This is a genomic window from Anabaena sp. UHCC 0399, from assembly GCF_034931465.1.
Lineage (GTDB): Bacteria > Cyanobacteriota > Cyanobacteriia > Cyanobacteriales > Nostocaceae > Trichormus > Trichormus minutissimus.
This window is the reverse complement of record NZ_JAYGGZ010000010.1, coordinates 75811-93323: the sequence shown is the minus strand read 5'-3', so window position 1 is coordinate 93323 and position 17513 is coordinate 75811. Positions and strand designations below refer to the sequence as shown.

Sequence of the window (17513 nt, the reverse complement as noted above, 5' to 3'; positions counted from 1 at the left end):
ACCAGGACTTACGCAAAAAGTCTCTCAAACCCTTATTTCTCTGTGTTCTCTGCGTCTCTGTGGTGTGCGCTACGCGTTAGCGGAGCTTTCGCTTTAGCGATACGTTATTCCGTAATTTGTGCGTAAGTCCTATTGACCTTACTTTGTTTTCTCATTCAACAAAGCCAATTCTACGAGTTTTTTATGAATAAACTCTCGCACTTGTTCGTCTTGGTCATGTTCTGCTCTGTCGCGTAATAGTGGTAGCGTCTGGGGATGATGAGGATAATGTTCAATAATTATTTCTAGTGCTACTTGTCGGGGGTTATGTTGAAAATTGTACTCACGGGTAAAGGGATCATTAATGGCACAGTGGTAGAAAACCTCAAATATCTCAGGGTGATCTGCAAAACCTTTAGCTAATTCTTGCAATGCGACTTGACGTACATCTGCATATTTGTCTGATGTAGCGCGTTTCGTCAGGATGGAAAGGGTTTCAGGATCATTAGGGAAACCTGCGGCTAATTCTTGTAATGCAGCTTGGCGCACATCTGCATATTTCTCAGATTTAGCACATTTTTTGAGGATGGGGAGAGTATCAGGGTGATTATGAAAACTCCTGGCTAATTCCTGGACGGCTGTCCGTCGTACAGATTCATTATCGTCGGCAATGGCGCGTTGTTTGAGGATACTCAGAGTATCGAGGTCATATTTAAAGCCTCTGGCTAATTCTTGCACGGCAGCGCGACGCACATCTGAATAAGTATCAATAACGACACGTTGTTTGAGGATAAAGAGGGTATCAGGGTCATCTTTGAACACCCTAGCGAGTTCTTGCACGGCGGCGCGGCGCACATATTTATCTTCACTAGTAGTAGCGTGGTGTTTTAGCCAGGGGAGGGTATGGGGGTCATCTTTGAACACCCTGGCTAACTCTTGCACGGCGGTTTGGCGAACATCTGAATATTTGTCTGCGATCGCACTTTGTTTCAAAATACAGAGAGTATCACGCTCATCTTTGAATACCCTGGCTAATTCTTGTACTGCGGCTTGGCGCACATATTCATTCTCGTCAGAGGTGACAGCTTGTTTGAGGATGCTTAAGGTCTCAGGGTCATCTCTAAAACCTCTGGCTAATTCCTGCACGACCGCTTGGCGCACAGTCCAATCTTCATTAGTAGCAGCACATTGTTTCAACCAGGGGAGAACATTAGGGTAATCTTTGAATCCCCTAGCTAACTCTTGGATTGCTACCTGGCGCACAGTTCCATATTGATCCACATTGGCACGTTTTTTCAACCAAAATAAGGTGTTGGGATTATCTTTAAAACCTCTAGCTAATTCCTGGACTGCTACTTGTCTTACATATTCACTATTATCTGCGATCGCGCGTTTTTGGAGAATAGGGAGGGTATCAGGGTCATCTTTGAAACCCCTGACTAATTCTTGCACTGCGGCTTGTCGTACAGTCCAATCACTATCATTTGTGGCGTGTTGTTGCAGCCAAAGGAGAGTATCGGGGTCATCTTTAAACCCTCTTGCTAACTCTTGTAAGGCTGCACGACGGACATAATCTTTATTATCATCGGTAGCTAGTTGTTTGAGCCAGAAGAGAGTATCGGGGTCATCTTTCCAAGTTGTGGCTACACACACAACTGCTTTGGTGCGAATTTCTTGAACTAGTTTCGTTTCTTCTTCGTCTAAATAAGGTTTGTAGTAATAGTTAAGATCGTATTTGGTTAAGGCTTTGATTTTCTCTAGTAATTTAGTAGATACTGACGCTACTAATAAGCGATTTCTGACTTCTGCTAGACATTTAGCTGCTAAAAATAAGTTAATAAATTTTTCTTTTTCACCATCTTGAGCTATTAAATAATCGAGGATTTCGCAAACGAATCTCGATTCAATCATGGCGATAATTAAGCGTAACACTTCATGCCAAGTTTCATCTTGCCAGTGTTTACCAAATACTTCACAATTGAGTCCTTTAATAGAGATAACTTGTATCTCTTTAAACTGCCAGACAAATTCCCAAGCGCAGAAATACTCTAAAAAAGTTCGATGCACAAAAGCATAGTAATCTGCACCTAAAAAACATAACATAAAGTTGCGAGTCCGTAGTTGGTTAATCATCACTCTGGCAACTTTTGTTGGTTGTTCAAATTCGATATTCTTGAGATAGCGAATTAAAATTTTTTCTAAATCATTGGCACTAATTAAATTGCCTACTAAACCCTTAGCACTGGTTTGCATATGATAGGCAACTTGCCGCAACATTGCTTGTTTATCTTTATAATCAATGGTTTTAGGATCTAGACGATAATCTTCTACTAAAGCACGTTCTACATCCCATTGATGTAGTAGTACCCGTGATGCTTGCTCATACAATGTTGCCCTATCTCTGGGTAATTCTTGGTTACGGTTGAGAATTGCCATCATTGTTAGCAAGAGGGGATTTCCAGCTAGTTCAGTAATAGCTTTTGATGTATCAATGGCTCTTTGTAATCGTTCTCTTTTTCGGTGTCTATCTCCCTGATCTTGAAAATTTAATTCATGCCAACGGTTGATAAAATCTTGGATTTGCTCTGGCTCTAAATCTTGAATCATGAAATGCCGAAATTCCGCATCTCTTAATCTTTGGGGTTTATAGCCAATCACGCGAGAAGTTACAATCACCCTGACATCAGGATATTGATTGGTAAAGCGATGAATATCTGTAATTACATCCTCTCGCTTGGCAATATCAAATACTTCATCTAAACCATCAAACATTACTAAAGCATTGCCAGCTTTGAGTTGTTCGTGGAGTTTATTTTGATTGAGATGATGCACTATACCACTACATTTATGAAAAAATTCTAAGAAATTATGGCATTCATGATTTTCTCGTCTGCGGATATAAGTGCGTAACTCAATTAATAATGGAATTGCTGAAGAGACGACATTATTTAGTGGTGTTTCTGCCCAGTTTAAAGCTAAAAATTGTAATAAGGTTGATTTGCCAGAGCCAGGATCGCCTAAGATAACTATATAGTTATAGTTTAGAGTATCATTAATAATATCTAAGACTGAATTTGTTGACTGTTCAAAATAAATTTTTTTGTAGTATTCTAATGCTTCTGGGGTAATTTCTTCATCTAATTGTTTACTTTCTCTTAGTCGTTTGAGGTGTTCTTTGGGGAGTTCATGCACCTGTGCTAATACTTGATGAACTTCCCGCACTTGTTGAGGGATAAACATCCGCCATAACTTTAATTCGTTGTAGGCGTAACCAGTAGTATCTAAACTATCTAGTTTTAAATTACCATATCTCTCGCGCAGTCCTTCTTGGTATTTTTTTAAGTCGAAATCTGGGGTAATACCATTAATTTCTAGCACGGTATTATTTAATGATTCTAGATGCAGAGAATCTAAAATAGGGCGTAATTCATCTGACTCACGAATAATTGCTTTAACTTTTTTCACATAGCGTTTAGCCAATCTTTCCCAATCGAATTGCTGGGGTAGATTGGGTAATTTCATTTCATGCCAGGTATTGGTTAGGACTTTGGCATTTATAAGTTGGCAATTTGGTTGAAAAGGTTCACCGAGAATTAGCTTAATTGATTTATGATTAATGAATTTTTTTAAAGCATAATTATATTGTTGCAGTTCCGTTTCTTCTAGGTCTGCATCTTCTAATTCTTGCTGCATTAATTGCAAAAATTCTTTCAAAGCTTTGCCAGCAGCAATGTCAATATCTTCTGGCTTGAGTTGCTGTAAAATGTTACCAGGAATACCTTTTAATAAGTCTTTCGCCCAGTCTTTAGCAGCGTCTTTCGCTAAGTCTTCAAAAATTGACTTAAAAGCAAACCCGACAGCTTGAGTTATGCCCCAAACAGCTAACCAATCTAATATCATACTCGCGTCTGCTGAAGTGGTGATTTTGAGTATATCTAAGAGTTGAGAAAATCGCTCTAGATTTCAACATAATTGCAGAAATTGGGTTTTACTGGGTAAGTAAGTCTTATCGGGATTTATGCCCAGCGATCGCAATTTCTCTGCTAGTTTTTGGGAGCGTTGTTCTGCTTGTTGAATACGTTTGACTACTGTACTTGATATTCTTTTGACTCGACTAACTCATAGGTATTACCTACCGCTTGGGCAAATTTTTGCTCGATCGCCTGTAAATCTTCTAGGGGTATGGCTTGCCATTGTTCTTTCGTTGCCCAACGAATAATAAATATAATTTCTGTGGAGTCCTGGGGATTAATCCAGACTTCTTTACCTAAGAACCCAGGATACTTAGCCAAAACAGTTGTCCAAATGGCTGTATCCTTTTGCAGATAATCTTCTCGTGTACCGGGGGTAACTTTAAACTTAAGAAATTCTATAACCACACCCTTTCATCCTATGTGTTTGCCAATTTGCCAAAATAGAGTTGTAGGCTAGAATAACGACGCTTCCAGCATAGCTTGATTGCACACACTTAAAAGCAAGGGTCGGCTGGTTTGAAATAAATAACAGGAAGGAAGTATGGACAGCAACAACTGGTTGCAACAACTAATGATGCTTGGTATTGGGACAACTTCTCTCGTAGCGGAAAAACTGAAGGAAGTGAGTGATGAATTGGTAAAGGACGGCAAACTCAATCCTGAGCAAGCAAAGGCGGTGATGGATGATATTGTACAGCAGTTAAAGTCAGAGCAGGGAACGTGGGAAACGCAAATGCAACGGCAAATGCGAAATATGATGCAGGATTTGGGGGTAGCGCGTCAGTCTGAGGTAGATGAATTGCGGGGTAGAATTGACCGATTGGAACGGCAAGTCCGAGATTTAGAAAATAAGCTTTGGCGTTAGTATCTGCTTGTGATTTAAACTAATTTTGTTCTGTTGGTAATTTTCATCGCCAAACTACCCCTGTAGGGAGGACTAATTTTGAAAGCAATTTTACTTAGCGTGGGTATCATGCTGGCCTGTGTTGCGGTTTTAGTGTTGTCACAAATCGGCGGTAAGCAGGAATCTGCCTTCGCTGAAACTGTGACTCCAACCCCACCAGCAACCACCATCGTTACAGAAAACAATACCTTAATAGCGAACAATCATATGTCTGATGCCTCCAAAGTCGTTACTACCCCTTCTGGTTTGAAGTATGAGGAAATAGAAGAGGGAACTGGTGCAACACCTGTCAAGGGACAAACCGTGACAGTGCATTACACCGGTACTTTAGAAAATGGGACTAAATTTGATAGTTCCCGCGATCGCAATCGTCCTTTTAGCTTTACCATCGGTGTCGGTCAGGTAATTCAAGGTTGGGATGAAGGACTTAGCACTATGAAAGTAGGTGGTCGTCGTCAGCTAATTATCCCCGCAGAATTAGGTTATGGTTCTCGCGGTGCTGGTGGCGTGATTCCTCCCAACGCTACCTTATTGTTTGATGTGGAATTATTAGAGGTTAAGTAGAGGTTAGGGGTGTAGGGGCAAACAAATTTCAAAATTTAAAATTATACTCCTGCGGAGAAGCAAGCTACGCGTTAGCGTCACGCAGTGAAGAATTTTTGACTTTTGAGTTTTTCATGCCCTATGCCCTATGCCCAATTCCCTATGTCCAACGCCCAATACCCAAAATGTCTAAAAATTCTTCCTACAATCCTCTATTTTCCCTCAACACTCAACAAGAAAAATGGCAGCAGAGGGTAGCGCAGGTAGCATATCGCTTCAATAAACAGTATCAAAATGAACCATTTGAACTACCTGAAGAAGTACAGTCGATGCCGATATTTCAAGAATGGAAATCGGGACTGTTGACAGGGAGAATTGTTTCGCCTTTCTGGGAAATTGCTAAACCCCAAAAAAATCAGCACTGTTTGGATATTGGTTGCGGTGTCAGCTTTTTGATTTATCCTTGGCGAGATTGGCAAGCCTTATTTTACGGGCAAGAAATTAGTAATGTGGCGCGAGATACTTTAAATTCTCGTGGTTCGCAGTTGAATTCTAAATTATTTAAAGGGGTAGAATTAGGGGCAGCACATCAATTAAATTATGCCCCAGAGCAATTTGATTTAGCGATCGCTACAGGATTTAGCTGCTATTTTCCCCTGGAATATTGGAGTGCTGTGTTAACAGAGGTCAAACGTGTATTGAAACCCGGTGGACTATTTGTATTTGATATCCTCAACCCTGAACACTCTTTAGCAGAAGATTGGGCTGTGCTAGAAACCTATTTAGATGCGGAAGTATTTCTAGAACCTGTAACTGAGTGGGAAAAAACCATCAAAGCTTCTGGAGCGAAAATTATGACACGCCAACCAGGAGAATTATTTGATTTATACAAGATACGTTTTCAAGCCTAGTGGAGACGTAATAATTCGCTTCTGCAACCAAGGATATATTTTAAATTAAATTGTGGAAATGAATGTAGAGAGGTCGCAATGCTATCTCTCTACAGGCGTTATTATTTCGGCAAATTATCTGATCCGAAACATATTGCGTGCCGACTCGCTCTGATTACTGTGGTGCTAAGTTGCAGGCTTTTCATACAAGCGCAGTAGACTACTATTCACCATAGATGCTTCTGACGAAGCCAGCCAAGCTGTAAATTCGCCAATGTCATCGGCACTTATCCAGGTTGGTTGACTGCGCTCTTGACTGCTGCGAGTTGCCACCCAGCTATGAACAATGACTTCATTAATTCGGACAGAACTACCCTTGTTTTCCTGCATCAAAACCTGAGCCAGCATCAGCTGTCCAGCAGCAGTAATGCTGACAGGGCTGACATTGGGAATCGGTACTTCAGCTGCTGCGCCACCAATCAAAGTGTAGCTAGCACCCTGATTTTCTTGCAGAACAGGTAGGAAGGTGCGGGCTGCGATGAAGTGACTGGTTAAATTACTATCTAGATATTGTTGCCATTCGGCGATTGAGACTTCGGTTACAGGTTTGTTACCAAACCACCAACCACCAAGGGAAGCAACCACAGCATCAAGTTTGCCAAATTGTTTCAGCAGTTGATCGCGAATAATCTCGGCACTCTCAACTTGACTAATTTCTCCCACAATCGGCATAAAGCGATCGCCATGAGCAAGTTCACCTAAATAAGTGCGTAGTTCTTCGAGTTTTTCGGCTTGGCGCGACGGTACAACAACGATCGCCCCTGCTTTGAGAAATGCTCTGACAATACCTTCTCCCACATTGCCTGCACCACCAAGAATTAATGTAACTTTGTTCTCTAGTTTGCTCATGATTGCTCCCGCATTAATTTTTTTTTCGCGAACATCCACATAAAGTAGTAATCACGCTGCCAATACCCCGCCATCGACAGCAAGGGTATGACCGTTCACAAAATCAGTAGCATCAGAACACAACCAGATCACAGCATTAGCAATGTCATCGGGTTTACCTAAACGTCCGGCGGGAACAGAACTCTCAAAAGCTTTGGGATTACCACCACTTGCTAGACTAAGCATTTCCGTTTCAATCGGCCCTGGTGCGATCGCGTTTATGCGGATTTTTCGGGACGCATATTCTAGTGCTGCGGCTTTTGTCAGCATCACCACGGCAGTTTTAGAGGCATCGTAAAGCGATAAGCCAGGGGCTAAGGGACGAAAACCATTGATGGAAGAGGTATTGACAATTGCTCCACCATCCCCTTGAGCCAACATCTGGGCAATTTCGTGCTTCATACACAGAAAAACCCCCTTCACATTGACCCCAAAAACCCGGTCATAATTTTGCTCTGTCTGCTCTGCCAGCAAGGCATTTTGACCCAGCAACCCCGCGTTATTAAATGCGATATCAAGCCTACCAAACTTATTGACAACGGCAGCAATAGTTGCTTCTACATCAGTTTCTTGAGATACATCGGCTTTCACAAACAAACCGTCACTTCCTACCTCATGAATCAATCTGACAGTTTCATTCCCTTCTTCTTCGCGCCGTCCGACTACAACAACTTTAGCACCAGCATCAGCAAAGGCGATCGCTGTAGTACGTCCAATCCCAGAAGTACCACCAGTAACGAGGGCAACTTTGTTTTCTAACGGTTTCATCCAAATCTCTCCATTTTCACCGACTAGAGCAGTGTGCCTGATTTGGATTCTTCTTTACAAGAAGGAACTTCCAGGTGATATAGTTACCTCATGGTTCCCAAAAATGACCGAATAGTCCTCAGTGCCGACTGTCCTATACGGCAGATGCTCGATTTGGTAGGAGATAAATGGACACCGCCAATACTGTATCTCCTATCTTCTGGTACTAAGCGATATACTGATTTTCAACGTCAAATTCCCAAAATCTCCAAAAAAATGCTGACACAAACCCTAAGACGGTTGGAGTCAGCTGGTGTTGTTAACCGAACTGTATATCCCATTGTGCCGCCCAAGGTGGAATATAACCTTACTCCCTTTGGTGAAAAACTGATTGAACCGATTGCAGGTTTGGCAGAGTGGGCTTGGCAACACCAAGAAGAATTAAAGCTAGTTTACGAACGTCAAAAGATGTCCTTGAGCAGCCAGAAATTAGAAGTTTGAAGCTTTTCAAAATGAATTCAGGAGCGATGAGGATTTACTTCCTCATCTGGGCGTTGGATGGCTGGGGGATAATCAACATATTCACCTGCTCTAATTGTTTCTGCGTTGGTTAAATCTTCAGGTAGGAGTTCTTCCGGCTCTACCGATTTATCGGCAGCTTCACTTAGCACCCCTTCAGCATTGACGTTGGGTTTATCAGAACTTCCTTTATGACTTGCACGACCACCAGGCATAAATATTTCCTTTTGTTTTAGTTATTAAACATTCCCAATTTAAGCTGTTGATTTTGATAGAAACACTATCAAAAGTCTTAAAATGAAAATTTGGTAATCAAGTCGTAAGTAATAAATTTGAATATTGACAGAAGAATATTCAATTGAGTTTAATCTCTATAAAAAATACACCAATTGTCAGAGGTAAAAACTATCTCTCATATTTTAATTTATGTAAATAGTTAACTTATGCAATTGAGAGGTAATGATGACTGAAAAGCAAGACAAGCTGATTAATTTATCAGTTCATGAATCTTCAGACCCCAATGTGATTAGCTCTAGTCATCATGAAGATATCTCTGGAGATAATAAAAAATCCGATAACTCTCTCCCTGATGAAAAAAATCGTGATATTTCCACTTCCGAATCAGTTGATAATATGGGTGAGCCGAATATTGTGAACAAGCAAATTACAATTGCCAACTTAAGTGCTGGATAATGCCATGAAGATATTATTGGGGATTGGCGATAGAAAAACCCCGACGTGTAGAACGAATATTAGCTAAATCGACTTGAAAACTAACTTTATCTCGCCTTTCCCCGCTTCTTGCTTCTAAAGTCCAGCTACCAGGACGCAAATACCAAAACATAGAATTAACTTGGCTATCTAGCTTTTCTCCATTCAGCCACCACTCCACGGATGTAGATGTATTTCCTGCTAGTTTGAATTCTAATTTTTGCTGTCCCTCTGTACCGGGATATACCAAAAATAAATCACCATTGTGGGGAGAGACAATCCTTAAATTATTAGTAATTAAACTTGACGATGGCTGTTTTGCCAGCCATTCGTCATACTCTGACGGTAAATTAAAATCCTGCTGATTCTCATAGGCAATTTTATCTTCTGGATAGAAATATTCCTGCACCACAGAGTTACATTCTGGTGTCGGTTTTAACCCAGAGATTGCACATATAGGTAGTTTAATTAACCCGCCTGGAGAGGGAAAAGCGGCTGGTTCTTGGTGTTCGTGCAGGTGTAGCATGATGCGATTCCATAAAGGTGCTGCACCCATGACTCCCGACACTTGGCGCATCGGTTCGCCGTTGAAATTTCCCACCCAAGTCGCCACTGTGTAGTTGTTAGTAAAGCCAACCGTCCAAGTATCGCGGAAATTTGAGGAAGTACCAGTCTTGACAGCTGCGGGGAAAGGCAAGTTTAATACTGAGTCTACACCAAAAGCTGTAGCACGGGCATGGTTATCACTCAGCATATCGGTGATGAGTTGCCATGTAGTGGGGACTGGGGAATTGGGTATTGGGAATTGGGTATTGGGAATGGTAGTAACTAAGGGTGTAGTTTTTCCTTGTTGGGCGATGGTGAGGTAACCTTGGGCTAGTTCCCAAAGAGAGACTTCGCCGCTACCGAGAGTTAAACCTAAACCGTAATATTCTGGGGTTTGCTTGAGGTGGTTAAACCCTAGTTGATGCAGACGTACTAAGAAAGATGGTACGCCGACTTTTTCTAAGACGCGCACGGCTGGTATGTTGAGGGAATTCGCTAAAGCTAGGCGTACTCTAACAGGGCCGAGGAAGTTTTGGGTGTAATCTGTGGGACTATACAGCTTGGCACCGGGAATAGCGTAGTGGGTGGGGACATCTGCCAAAATGGTGTTTGGGCGAATAGCACCTTTTTCTAAAGCCAACTGATACACAAATGGCTTAAGGGTAGAACCCGGTTGACGTAAAGCTTGTACGCCATCGTTGCGTCCTAATTTGGCTTCGTTAAAGTAATCAGGTGAACCGACATAAGCTAAAACTTCCCCAGTGTGGTTGTCAATTACCAAAGCCGCCGCATCGTGGACGTTGTTGGCGGCGAGGGTAGAAATTACTTGCTGTACTTGCGCTTCTACAAATCGCTGTAAAGGGCGATTGATGGTGGTGTGGAGAGGGGAAATTATTTCTGTTTCAGATGACTGACTAGCTAACCAAAATAAAAAATGAGGTGCGGCGATAATTCCTCTTTTACGCGACTGGAAAACTACTTTCTCGGTGAGTGTTTTCTCAGCTATTTGGTTAGTAATATACCCATCCTGCACCATGCGGTTAAGGACGTATTTTTGTCGCTGCTGGAGTCTATTCCAATGCTGCAACGGATCAAAATAAGTGGGATTATTAGGAATAGCAGCGAGGAGACTAGCTTGGGCAATATTTAAGTCACTGGCGGGTATGGAAAAATAAGTTCTAGCGGCGGCTTCTACACCATATATATTCCCTCCCATTGGTAGACGATTAACATATGCAGACAGGATTTCGTCTTTGTTCATCCCTGCTGCTAACCGCCAAGCCAACCAAATCTCATTAATTTTCCCAGAAAAGTTGCGGGGGGATGGTGCTAACATCCGCGCCAATTGCATGGTAATTGTGGAAGCACCGGAAACAATTTTTTTGGTATGAATGGCTTGTTGCATGGCGCGGATAATAGCCTGCATATCCAATGCGCCATGCTGATAGAAACTGCCATCCTCCGCCGCTACAATTGCCTGAATAAATTGGGGTGAAACCTGCTTGAGTGGGACGACGGCGGTATGTTCTTGGTCACGAGTGAGGATTGTTCCTAATGGTAGCCCATTGCGATCGCTAAATTCCAACGCCAGTTGATTCTGTGCAATATCTCCAGCACGAATCGGTGCAAAATAAGGCAATAATCGCACACATAGGCACATCAACACCACAGCCAAAATAATTTGAATACTTCTGCTATATCTAAGTTTATGCTTAATTTTCCATCGCCAACTCTTTACCCTTTTCATCACTCAATTAGCTTCAATTTCATCTCAACTAATAAATACACATCACAATTTTCAGGTTAACGTTTTTCACTAAATTAATTTACAAAAATTCATTAAAATCAAATAGTTAAAAATTGTAATGATTTCCAGGAACAGTCAGACAAAATTGGTTATCCATGTAATGTGACATTAGTCTCAACTCTCAACCTCTCCCTCTCTGCGCCTCCGCGTGAGGTAATTCCTATTTTAAATCACATATAAACCAGCATGATTATTAAAACTTTTATGCGCTTCCTACTAACCTTTACACTCATATTAGGAATTGCAGGGTGCAACTTTATCGGCATATCATCAAAACCACAACTCCCAACCGTTACAGCACTCACCCCACCCAACTTACCAGATTGGATTGAACAAATTAGCCCCATCGGTAACGCCAAACCCCTCAACCAAATTCGCATCCGCTTTAAAGAACCATTAATCCCCGTCGAAAAACTAGACAGTCCCGAACAACAAAACCTATTACAAAAATTTGCCCTTTGGCCACCCTTACCTGGACAATTTCGCTTTTTAACACCGCGCATGGTAGGCTTTCAACCAGAACAAGCCTTACCCCAAGCCACAAGATTACAAGTTACCCTCAAAGCAGGTTTAGCAGACTTAAAAAATCATCGTCTAGAAAAAGATTTAGCTTGGACTTTTAATACCAACCCCATTGAATTAACTAACTTACCCGGTGTAAATCCTGTAGAACAAGCAGAAATTCAGCCAGTTGACTTACAGCCAAAACTGCAATTTACCTCTAATACAGAACTTAACTTAGCTTCTGTGCAAGAACATCTCCAGTTAATTTCCGGAGGTAAAAGTAAAGGTGTTAATTTTAAAGTAGCTTTAGCTAAAGCCGAACAGCCAACAGCAAGTGAAGAACCTTTAGAAAAGTTCGACCCTTCAGCACGTAATTGGGTTTATGATTTATTTCCCCAACAAAATTTAGAAAAAGCTACGAGTTATCGTCTAGTATTTTCTCCTGGTATATTACCTGCGGATGGTAACTTACCTACAGATAAAGAAGTTATCAGTAAATTAGCAACTTATTCACCTTTAGCATTTAAACAAATTAACTTTTATGGACAACCAGATGCAGGCGGAACTTATGGGAGATTTGTAAAAGGCAGTCCCCAGCTAGAGTTTAATAATATATTAGTTGCAGATACTGTTAGAGAACATATTAAAATTGACCCTACACCAAAAGATATTTCTAGACTGCTACAAATAGGTGATGAAGATAGATTTGTAACCATAAATCCCTATGCTTTAGCACCAGCTACTAACTATCAAATCACTATTGATAAAAACCTCAAAGATAAGTTTGGACAAACCTTAAATAAACCTGTAACACTTAACTATAATACTGGAGATTTAGCAGGAGATATCTGGACTCCCTCAGATTTGCATATTTTTCCATCCGGGCAAAATTTGCAACTTAATATTAATACGGTTAACCTACCAGAGTCACAATATAAAGCCGCTTATCGGGTAGTACAACCTACAGATTTAGTTTACGCTAGGGGGGCTTATCCCCAAGGTAATGATAATGATTTATTACCAAAGCCCAGTGAGTGGCAAAATTTTAAAGTTTCAGCTAAAAACAATCAGCAAACTAATGTCAACGTAGCACTCCGAGAAAAACTTGGTGCTGCTACAGGAATGTTAGCTTATGGGGTGCAGGCACGCACAAATAAATATCAAGACAACGGTAAAGAATTGTGGCGAGAACCTACGACTTATGGCTTAGTACAGTTAACAAATTTGGGTGTATTTAGTCAATGGTTTCCTGATGCTGGGTTAATTCGCGTTAATCATCTCAGTGATGGTTCATCTGTGAAAGCTGCACCTATCGAAATTTATCAATTAAGATTAGATGCTAAATATCGTGATCCAGTTCAACCTTGTGCTACAGGTAAAACAGATAATGATGGTAATTTAAGACTTCAGCGTCAAGATTTACAGCAATGTTATATCACCAATAAAGATTTCGTCAAATCACCAGAATTATTAGTAATTGCCCGTGAAAATCAAGATTGGGCATTTACAAAAACCGAAGAATATAGCGGTGTTTATGGTTATGGTATTGATGGAGGTTGGGCAGATAATAAACCAGTTTCACGCGGGGTAATATTCTCAGATAGGCAGTTATATCAACCAGGAGAAAAAGCTGCTTTTACTGGTTTTGCTGATTATTTAGAAAATGGTATTATTCAGCAAGATAAAAATGCAGTGTACCAAGTAAGTTTGCTAAATCCTGATGGACAAAAGACAGACTTAGGTAATAAAACCACAAACGAATTTGGGACATTTTCTCTAGAATTACCAATCAATAATAATCAAAAATTAGGGTACTATACAATCCAAGCTAAGGGTAAAGACAACAGAGAAATTTCTGGTGAGTTTCGGGTAGCTGAATTTAAACCGCCGAATTTTAAAGTCGAACTCGATGTAGATAAAGAATTTGCCTTGGTTGGGGATAAGGTGGAGACGAACGCAGCGAGTAATTATTTATTTGGTGCGCCAGTCGAGGGAGGAGAAGCCAAATATTTTGTGACTCGTCGCCAGGAAAATTTTATCCCTAAAAATTGGGAAGAATTTAGTTTTGGTAGACAATGGTTTTGGCCGGAAGAAATTCCTGCTGTTACTAGTGATGTGTTGCAAACTAACGCCAAATTAAATGCAAATGGTAAAACCAGTCAAACAGTAACGGTGGCAAAAGATTTACCCTATCCCATGACTTACCGTGTGGATGTACAAGTTGCAGATGTTTCTAATTTATCTGTGGCTAGTTCCAAATCCTTTACAGCTTTACCAAGTAATCGTTTGATTGGTTTAAAAAGTAATTTTATCGCCAATGCTGATAAACCTTTCCCTGTAGAAGTGATTGTGACTGAACCTACAGGAAAACTCATGACTAATCAACGAGTCCGCGTAGAATTACAACAAATAAAATATAGTAGTGTGACGCAATTAGTAGAAGGTAGTCGCACAGCAAAAAATCAAGTTGAATATAAAACGGTAGCACACGCAGAAATTACATCTGCGGAAAGTCCCCAAATTGTAAATTTCACACCATCTGCATCAGGTTCATATCGCATTCGAGCTAATTTTAGCAATGCTAAAGAAGAATTAACAGCCACAGATAGCCAAATTTGGGTGACAGGAAATAATCCAGTTTATTGGGGTTCAGAAGAACAGAACCGCTTAGAAGTTAAACTGGATAAAAAAGAATATAAACCCGGTGAAATTGCTACCGCTTTAATTCAATCTCCCTACCCAGATGCAGAGTTATATTTCGCCGTTATTAAAGATAAACCTCTGTATCAACAGCTAACTAAAACCAAGGGAGGCGCACCACAAATTCAATTTCAAATCACGCCGGAAATGTTACCCAACGCAGCAGTAGAAGCTGTGTTAGTCAGACAAGGTACGCCTCTAAATCAAGTAGAAGCAGGAAGTTTAGATAAGTTAGTTAAAATTGGGTTTACGCCTTTTAAAGTGAACTTGCAAGATAAATATTTAAAAGTGCAAGTTACACCATTGCAAGCGTCATTAGCACCAGGTGCAGAGGAAACCTTACAACTGGAACTCAAAGATAACCAAAATCAACCCACCCAAGGACAATTAACCGTTATGGTGGTAAATGAAGCGGTGTTACAACTGTCTGGTTATCGTCCGCCAAATTTGGTAGATACAGTTTACGCAGAACAGCCAATATCTACGCGCTTCAGTGATAATCGTCCTGATGTGGTGATACAACCCCAAGATGTAGCGAAACCTAAAGGTTGGGGTTATGGTGGCGGGTTTTCAGCCAATGCAGCTAATACCCGTGTCCGCACAGATTTTCAAGCTTTAGCTTATTACAATGGTTCTATCCTCACCGATGCTGATGGTAAAGCGCAGATATCCTTGAAATTACCAGATGACTTAACTACATGGCGGGTGATGGTTGTCGCTACTGATGGAAATCTCCGCTTTGGTAATGGGGACGCGACGTTTATCACCACCAAACCACTACTCACTAATGCCATCTTGCCACAGTTTGCCCGTCCAGGCGATCGCATCTTAGCCGGTTTATCTGTCACCAATAACACTGGTACTTCAGGAAACTTAACAATAAACGGTGAACTTAACGGTACAGTCAAGTTTGCTGAAAAGAACCCCAGCACTACTAATTTACAAACCAAAACACAATCAGCAACTCAAGCTTATCGCTTCCCAATGGTGGCTGAGAATGTCGGCGTGGCGCAAGTCCGCTTTACTACCCAGCTAAATAATACAGCCGCCGATGCCTTTGCTGTCCCGTTAGAAGTCAAGCCATTGGAGGTGACAGAACAAGTTGTAGAAACTGGGGTGACTGATAAGCAAGTCAAAATTCCTCTCAATGTTGATAAAAATGTCTCCCCGGAAGCTGGCGGTTTAGATATTCAACTAGCGAGTACCTTAATCCCAGAAATCAAAGCCCCAGCGAAACAAGTATTAGCAGATAATGATTTACCCTTCGCTGAACCTGCGGCGAGTCAGTTAATTATTGCGGCTAATCTACAGACTTTAACGCAAAAATATAGTCAAACCTTTGCAGAATTTAATTCACAAAAACAGGCTAATCAAGCCATTACCCAATTACAAAAATTGCAAATCGCCGATGGTGGTTTTGCAGCCTTCCCAGGACAAGAAAAATCAGACCCTTGGATTTCTGCTTACGCTGCTGCATCTCTAAGTCAAGCCAAGGAAGTATTTCCTAATGCGGTAGATGCTGCAATGTTATCTCGCTTAAAGAACTACTTACAAAAAGTCTTAGCGAACCCTGGACAATATGACTTTTGTAAACAGCAGTTATGTAAAACTCAACTACAACTCAATGCTTTAATTGCCCTAGCAGAAATTGGCGAGAAACGCAATAGTTTTTTGAGTGATATTTATCAACAGCGCAATAACTTTGATATCGTCACTCAAATCAAACTAGCACGGTATTTATCTCAATTCCCAGAATGGCAAGATGAATCACAACAAATGTTCAATCAGTTACAAAAGAATATCTACGAAACTGGTAGGACAGCAGTGATTAGCTTACCCAATAGTTGGGGATGGATGAGTTCAAATACCACAGCACAAGCACAGGCTTTAAGATTATTTATCGCCAAACAAAGTAAGCCGGAAGTCATCGATAAATTATTCCAAAGTCTGTTAGCACAACGCAGAAATGGTACATGGCAAACAGATTATAATAATGCTCAAGCTTTAACAGCATTAGTAGAATATAGCCAACTCCAATCAACTCCTCCCAACTTTTTAGCCACAGTACAATTAGCAGGAAAAAAACTCGGAGAAAATCGCTTTAATGGTTATCAAAATCCTAGTTTACAATTAAATGTAGCAATGGATAAATTACCTCGTGGTCGTCATGATTTGAACTTGCAAAAATCTGGTACTGGTAAGTTACATTATTTAGTAGCTTACAATTACCGCTTCCAAGGAAACCAACCGGGGAGATTTAACGGTTTACGAGTTACAAAAGCCATTAGCAAAGTTGGAGAAACTAAGCCTCTGCAAAAAACAGGGATTTATGCTTTTGATAAACCATTAAATGTAGAAAGTGGACAAGTGTTTGATATTGGTTTAGAAATCATTGCTGATCATCCTGTGGATCATATAGTAATTAAAGACCCCTTACCAGCAGGATTAGAAGCCGTAGACCAGAGTTTTCAAACTGCAACAGCCGCATTACAAGCACAGGCGGATAGTTGGCAACTTGGCTATAAGAATATCTACCGCGATCGCATTATCGCCTATGCTGACCACCTCGAACCAGGAGTTTATAGCCTCCACTACTTAGTCCGTTCTGTAACTCCCGGTACATTCCTGTGGCCTGGCGCGGAAGTTCATTTGCAGTATATACCAGAAGAGTTTGGACGTTCAGCCAGTTCTACGCTACAAATTCAATAATCTTCTACAGACGTAGCATTGCTACGTCTGTA

12 protein-coding genes are annotated in these 17513 nt (G+C 40.9%); 6 read left to right on the top strand and 6 right to left on the bottom strand.

The features are described 5' to 3' along the window. Positions 1–138 precede the first annotated feature (138 nt). Both VB693_RS07910 and VB693_RS07905 read right to left on the bottom strand, forming a co-directional pair. Positions 139–3879 (bottom strand): HEAT repeat domain-containing protein, encoded by a 3741-nt coding sequence (locus tag VB693_RS07910; protein ID WP_323265779.1) that lies wholly within the window; start codon positions 3877–3879, stop codon positions 139–141. A gap of 185 nt (positions 3880–4064) precedes the next feature. Further along, complete coding sequence (locus tag VB693_RS07905; RefSeq protein ID WP_323265778.1) at positions 4065–4358, bottom strand: TIGR03792 family protein; 294 nt, start codon at positions 4356–4358, stop codon at positions 4065–4067. Positions 4359–4494: 136 nt separating this feature from the next. Here VB693_RS07905 and VB693_RS07900 point away from each other — a divergent pair, with 136 nt between their 5' ends. From VB693_RS07900 to VB693_RS07890, 3 genes are all read left to right on the top strand, one after another. Then, complete coding sequence (locus VB693_RS07900) at positions 4495–4818, top strand: phasin family protein (protein WP_190707293.1); 324 nt, start codon at positions 4495–4497, stop codon at positions 4816–4818. 78 nt (positions 4819–4896) lie between these two features. Further along, on the top strand, positions 4897–5421 hold the full coding sequence (locus tag VB693_RS07895) for an FKBP-type peptidyl-prolyl cis-trans isomerase (protein WP_323265777.1): 525 nt from the start codon (positions 4897–4899) through the stop codon (positions 5419–5421). Between the two features lie 164 nt (positions 5422–5585). After that, positions 5586–6311: a class I SAM-dependent methyltransferase gene (locus VB693_RS07890; protein ID WP_323265776.1), complete on the top strand. Its 726-nt coding sequence runs from the start codon at positions 5586–5588 to the stop codon at positions 6309–6311. A 165-nt stretch (positions 6312–6476) separates the two neighbouring features. Here VB693_RS07890 and VB693_RS07885 read toward each other — a convergent pair whose 3' ends face one another. Both VB693_RS07885 and VB693_RS07880 read right to left on the bottom strand, forming a co-directional pair. Beyond that, entirely contained in the window at positions 6477–7199 is a 723-nt protein-coding gene (locus tag VB693_RS07885) for an SDR family oxidoreductase (RefSeq protein WP_323265775.1), read from the bottom strand. A gap of 51 nt (positions 7200–7250) precedes the next feature. Beyond that, on the bottom strand, positions 7251–8006 hold the full coding sequence (locus tag VB693_RS07880) for a glucose 1-dehydrogenase (protein WP_323265774.1): 756 nt from the start codon (positions 8004–8006) through the stop codon (positions 7251–7253). 90 nt (positions 8007–8096) lie between these two features. Between VB693_RS07880 and VB693_RS07875 the strand changes: the two genes are divergently transcribed. Further along, positions 8097–8486, top strand: a complete 390-nt coding sequence (locus VB693_RS07875; protein WP_323265773.1) for a helix-turn-helix domain-containing protein — start codon at positions 8097–8099, stop codon at positions 8484–8486. A 17-nt stretch (positions 8487–8503) separates the two neighbouring features. Here VB693_RS07875 and VB693_RS07870 read toward each other — a convergent pair whose 3' ends face one another. Further along, on the bottom strand, positions 8504–8719 hold the full coding sequence (locus tag VB693_RS07870) for a hypothetical protein (RefSeq protein WP_323265772.1): 216 nt from the start codon (positions 8717–8719) through the stop codon (positions 8504–8506). Positions 8720–8963: 244 nt separating this feature from the next. Here VB693_RS07870 and VB693_RS07865 point away from each other — a divergent pair, with 244 nt between their 5' ends. Continuing rightward, positions 8964–9197, top strand: coding sequence for a hypothetical protein (locus tag VB693_RS07865; protein WP_323265771.1), 234 nt, complete (start codon positions 8964–8966; stop codon positions 9195–9197). 13 nt (positions 9198–9210) lie between these two features. On the opposite strand, the gene pbpC is transcribed toward VB693_RS07865, so the two are convergent. Further along, entirely contained in the window at positions 9211–11508 is a 2298-nt protein-coding gene (gene pbpC / locus VB693_RS07860) for a penicillin-binding protein 1C (protein ID WP_323265770.1), read from the bottom strand. Positions 11509–11754: 246 nt separating this feature from the next. Here pbpC and VB693_RS07855 point away from each other — a divergent pair, with 246 nt between their 5' ends. Next, positions 11755–17481 carry an alpha-2-macroglobulin gene (locus VB693_RS07855; protein WP_323265769.1) on the top strand — a complete coding sequence of 1909 codons (5727 nt, stop codon included), beginning with the start codon at positions 11755–11757 and terminating at the stop codon, positions 17479–17481. Positions 17482–17513 lie beyond the last annotated feature (32 nt).

Bases quoted from the DNA above. Each gene is read 5' to 3' on its own strand.
- VB693_RS07910 (WP_323265779.1), bottom strand. From the start codon at position 3,879: ATGATATTAGATTGGTTAGCTGTTTGGGGCATAACTCAAGCTGTCGGG.
- VB693_RS07900 (WP_190707293.1), top strand. From the start codon at position 4,495: ATGGACAGCAACAACTGGTTGCAACAACTAATGATGCTTGGTATTGGG.
- VB693_RS07890 (WP_323265776.1), top strand. From the start codon at position 5,586: ATGTCTAAAAATTCTTCCTACAATCCTCTATTTTCCCTCAACACTCAA.
- VB693_RS07885 (WP_323265775.1), bottom strand. From the start codon at position 7,199: ATGAGCAAACTAGAGAACAAAGTTACATTAATTCTTGGTGGTGCAGGC.
- VB693_RS07880 (WP_323265774.1), bottom strand. From the start codon at position 8,006: ATGAAACCGTTAGAAAACAAAGTTGCCCTCGTTACTGGTGGTACTTCT.
- VB693_RS07875 (WP_323265773.1), top strand. From the start codon at position 8,097: ATGGTTCCCAAAAATGACCGAATAGTCCTCAGTGCCGACTGTCCTATA.
- VB693_RS07870 (WP_323265772.1), bottom strand. From the start codon at position 8,719: ATGCCTGGTGGTCGTGCAAGTCATAAAGGAAGTTCTGATAAACCCAAC.
- VB693_RS07865 (WP_323265771.1), top strand. From the start codon at position 8,964: ATGATGACTGAAAAGCAAGACAAGCTGATTAATTTATCAGTTCATGAA.
- pbpC (WP_323265770.1), bottom strand. From the start codon at position 11,508: ATGAAAAGGGTAAAGAGTTGGCGATGGAAAATTAAGCATAAACTTAGA.
- VB693_RS07855 (WP_323265769.1), top strand. From the start codon at position 11,755: ATGATTATTAAAACTTTTATGCGCTTCCTACTAACCTTTACACTCATA.